Source organism: Vasconcelosia minhoensis LEGE 07310 (genome assembly GCF_015207255.1).
Lineage (GTDB): Bacteria > Cyanobacteriota > Cyanobacteriia > Phormidesmidales > Phormidesmidaceae > Vasconcelosia > Vasconcelosia minhoensis.
Genome location: NZ_JADEXG010000137.1, coordinates 1 through 2,883 on the forward strand (window position 1 = coordinate 1; position 2,883 = coordinate 2,883).

Genomic DNA, 2,883 nt, shown 5'->3' on the forward strand with positions numbered 1-2,883 from the left:
CCCCCACTCCCCCACCCTCCACGCCGAATTCCACTACAGCCAACGTCGCTACACCAGCGCCCTCGCCCAAACTGACACCGCCCGCGAGCTTAGAATTCAAAATCCCGATGGCCATACGCTGATCGTGCAGCTGCCCCAGCGGCAGGGCTATCTCTGTCTGCCAGGCGCAACCCCCGAGCTGGTCGATGTAACGGAGCCCTACTACTACAACCTGATTCGAGCCGGGTTAATGGCCTTGGAGGTGAAGCAAAAGACGCAGCTATTGATCAAAAAAGACGAGCTGCTTAGCGAAAAGGATAGCCAGATTGAAACCCTGAGTCAGCAGGTCAGGCTGCTAGAAGCGAAGATTAATCAGCTTTCAACCGAGCAGCAGCAGCAGTTTGAAAGCCTAAAAACAGAATTAGAGGAACAGGAAACGGCAATTCAGGGGCAGGAAGCTCACATTTCTGAACTTCAAACCGAGCTTAGCCATAGCGATCAGCCACCTCCCGATCCCCAGGTGGTTCAGCGGCAGGTGCGAGAGACGGTAGGCGATAGCGTCTGGTTCTGTATTCAGCCCGCCAGCCAAAAAGACCTCTGCGCCGCCTACAAAAACTATCAGATACTCTCGGCTGAAGGGCCAGATATGCAGCTGGCCGACTATTCTGAAGCGGGCATTCGCCTCAGCTTTGCAGTAGAGCGAGAGGTAGTCCAGCCTTTTCTGAATGACCTCTATGATTTTCTTTTGGGACAGGGCCAGTCTGAAATTGGCGGCATTCAGCTCAGCGCCAGCCGTAAGTACACCCTGGGCATGGTACCCTCGCTGCTGGCAGACCAGTGGCAAACGCTAAGGGATACCGCGCTGAAACAGCAGCAGAGCGTTGCCAAAAAGCAGCGCTACAGCAAGGCAAAGGCAAGTAAGCAGGTAGGAGAACGCGATCGCGCCCTCCTAGCCGAGTTTTTTGACCAGTGGGAACATCCGATGGGCAACTGCTTTGCCCAAAAGGGACGCCAGGCCGCCGCAAGTATCGACCAAATCAACAAGCTGCGAAATATTTCGGCCCATGCTGAAAGCTTTTTGTACGAATGGCAGTACGAGCTGCTGCGCCAGCTGATTGTCGGGTCAGATGGTCAGGGCGGCCTCTTTCGAACAATCTACGGAGGATAAGGGAGGGCAGAAGGGTAGCCAAAGCTACCAAAATGCGACTGCCCTGTGGAAAAGCTGATTTAAGCGCCGCATAAACGTTAGTTAATCTGATTCTCAGTCTGCTAGTTTTTCTATATCCCCCGTTTCTAAAGGCTTTCAAGCCTTCTGTCCGCTATCTAGAGCAAAATTTGTATTGATCTACAGACAGTAATTCCAATAAATTTCCACAGGTTTTCCACAGAGTTTTCCACAGGCTGCCTTACAGACTATCTTGTGGCTCTAGATTCGGCGTCCGTTCTAGCTGCGCCTCGATCGCTCTATCCTCACTTTGGCCCAATTGATACAGGATGAACACACCTGCCAGTGTCGTTACGGCGGTGCCGAGCCAGAAGCGCTGCGCGATCGCGCCGGGCTGATCCAGCGCCCAGCCGCCTAAGACCGGGCCAATAAAATAGCCCAGCGACCAGCACTGGTAGCTAATCGCCAGATAAATGCCGCGAAAGGACTCCGGGGCCAGTTCGGCCACCAGCGCCGGCGCAAAGGGCTTGTAGGCGGCTCCGGCGAGGGACAGTAGAGCCAGCGCGATCGCGGTTCCCACTGGCCCGGTCGTCAGCGGCCCCACGGCCCACACCAGCATAAATCCCGCAATCCACAGCCCCATCGAAATCATCAGCACCGAAACCTGACGCAGCCGGCTCAAGGCCTGTACCAGCGGCAGCTGGATCAGCGCCCCAAAGCCGATATACCAAAGCGTAAACTGATTGGAAACGTCAGCTGCCGAGGTTCCTGTGCTGCGGGTGAAGTAGAGCGGCAGGGTGCTGCCGACCAGGCCGATATAAGTGGTAAATAGGACATTGGCGAGGATAAATAGCTGTAGAGACGGGTCTTTGATCGCGATCGCGAATCCCTTCAGCGTGTCGGTTTCGGCCTCTGGGGTATTTTCTGACCGAGTTTCAGCAGCAGCTATGCCAATAAAGATCAGAAACAGCAGCAGGATTACGCTACCGGCAAAGAAGAGCGGCTGCGGCTGGGCGAGGAGCCGTCGTCCGCCCCAGATTCCCAGCCCCAATCCTATACTGTCTGCTAGAACTAAGACGCCAAACGCCCGCTGCCGCTGATCCGAAGGGGTGACATCCACCACGCTAGCATCGGCAGCTGTCCAATAGCAGCCGGCGCTAATGCCCATAATCAGATTGACAAAAATCAGCAGCGGCAGGGCTTTTGTCACAATCAAAAGCCCTGCCGCCAAAAGTGACAGAATAGCCGAAAAGATCAGCGCTCGCTTTCGGCCATAGTCGGGGGAATCGGCTAGGTATCCGCCTAGAAAATGGCCCGCCATCCCCGCTAGCGCCCCGCAGCCAATCGCAAACCCCACCGCCGTCGCGCTCAGCCCCACCTGGTTGACAAATACCAGCGGAATAAAAAACTGAATCGCCCCGTAACCGGTCTGATAGAGCAGTCGCCCTACGGTCTGGACCCACACTTGGGTGCTTTCAACCCGTAGTAAAAAAGGTCGCGCGCGATCGCTTTCCAAAGTTTCTCCCGCGTCGCTGGTCAATTTCTGAGGTCACAAACTCCAGCTTAGACGATCTCAGTTTGTCGAACCTTACTCAATTTTTCTGCCAACGCGAAAAGCCCTCCCCAGGCGGGAAGAGCTTTTCGCCTTCACTTATTCAGACCTCGCGGCGAGGCCCACGCTAAGCCTAGGCGTTGATAGCAGGAGCCGTCAGGGCAACCGGCGCAGACTCAGCCGCAGC

1 protein-coding gene and 1 pseudogene are annotated in these 2,883 nt (G+C 55.6%); one reads left to right on the forward strand and one right to left on the reverse strand.

Annotation, left to right across the window (positions count from 1 at the left end; all coding sequences use genetic code 11):
- Positions 1-1,147 (forward strand): annotated as a pseudogene (locus IQ241_RS25065) (single-stranded-DNA-specific exonuclease RecJ); the annotation flags it as partial.
- 238 nt (positions 1,148-1,385) lie between these two features.
- Here the strand turns inward: IQ241_RS25065 and IQ241_RS25070 are convergent.
- Entirely contained in the window at positions 1,386-2,684 is a 1,299-nt protein-coding gene (locus IQ241_RS25070; protein ID WP_228022092.1) for an MFS transporter, read from the reverse strand.
- Positions 2,685-2,883: the final 199 nt, after the last annotated feature.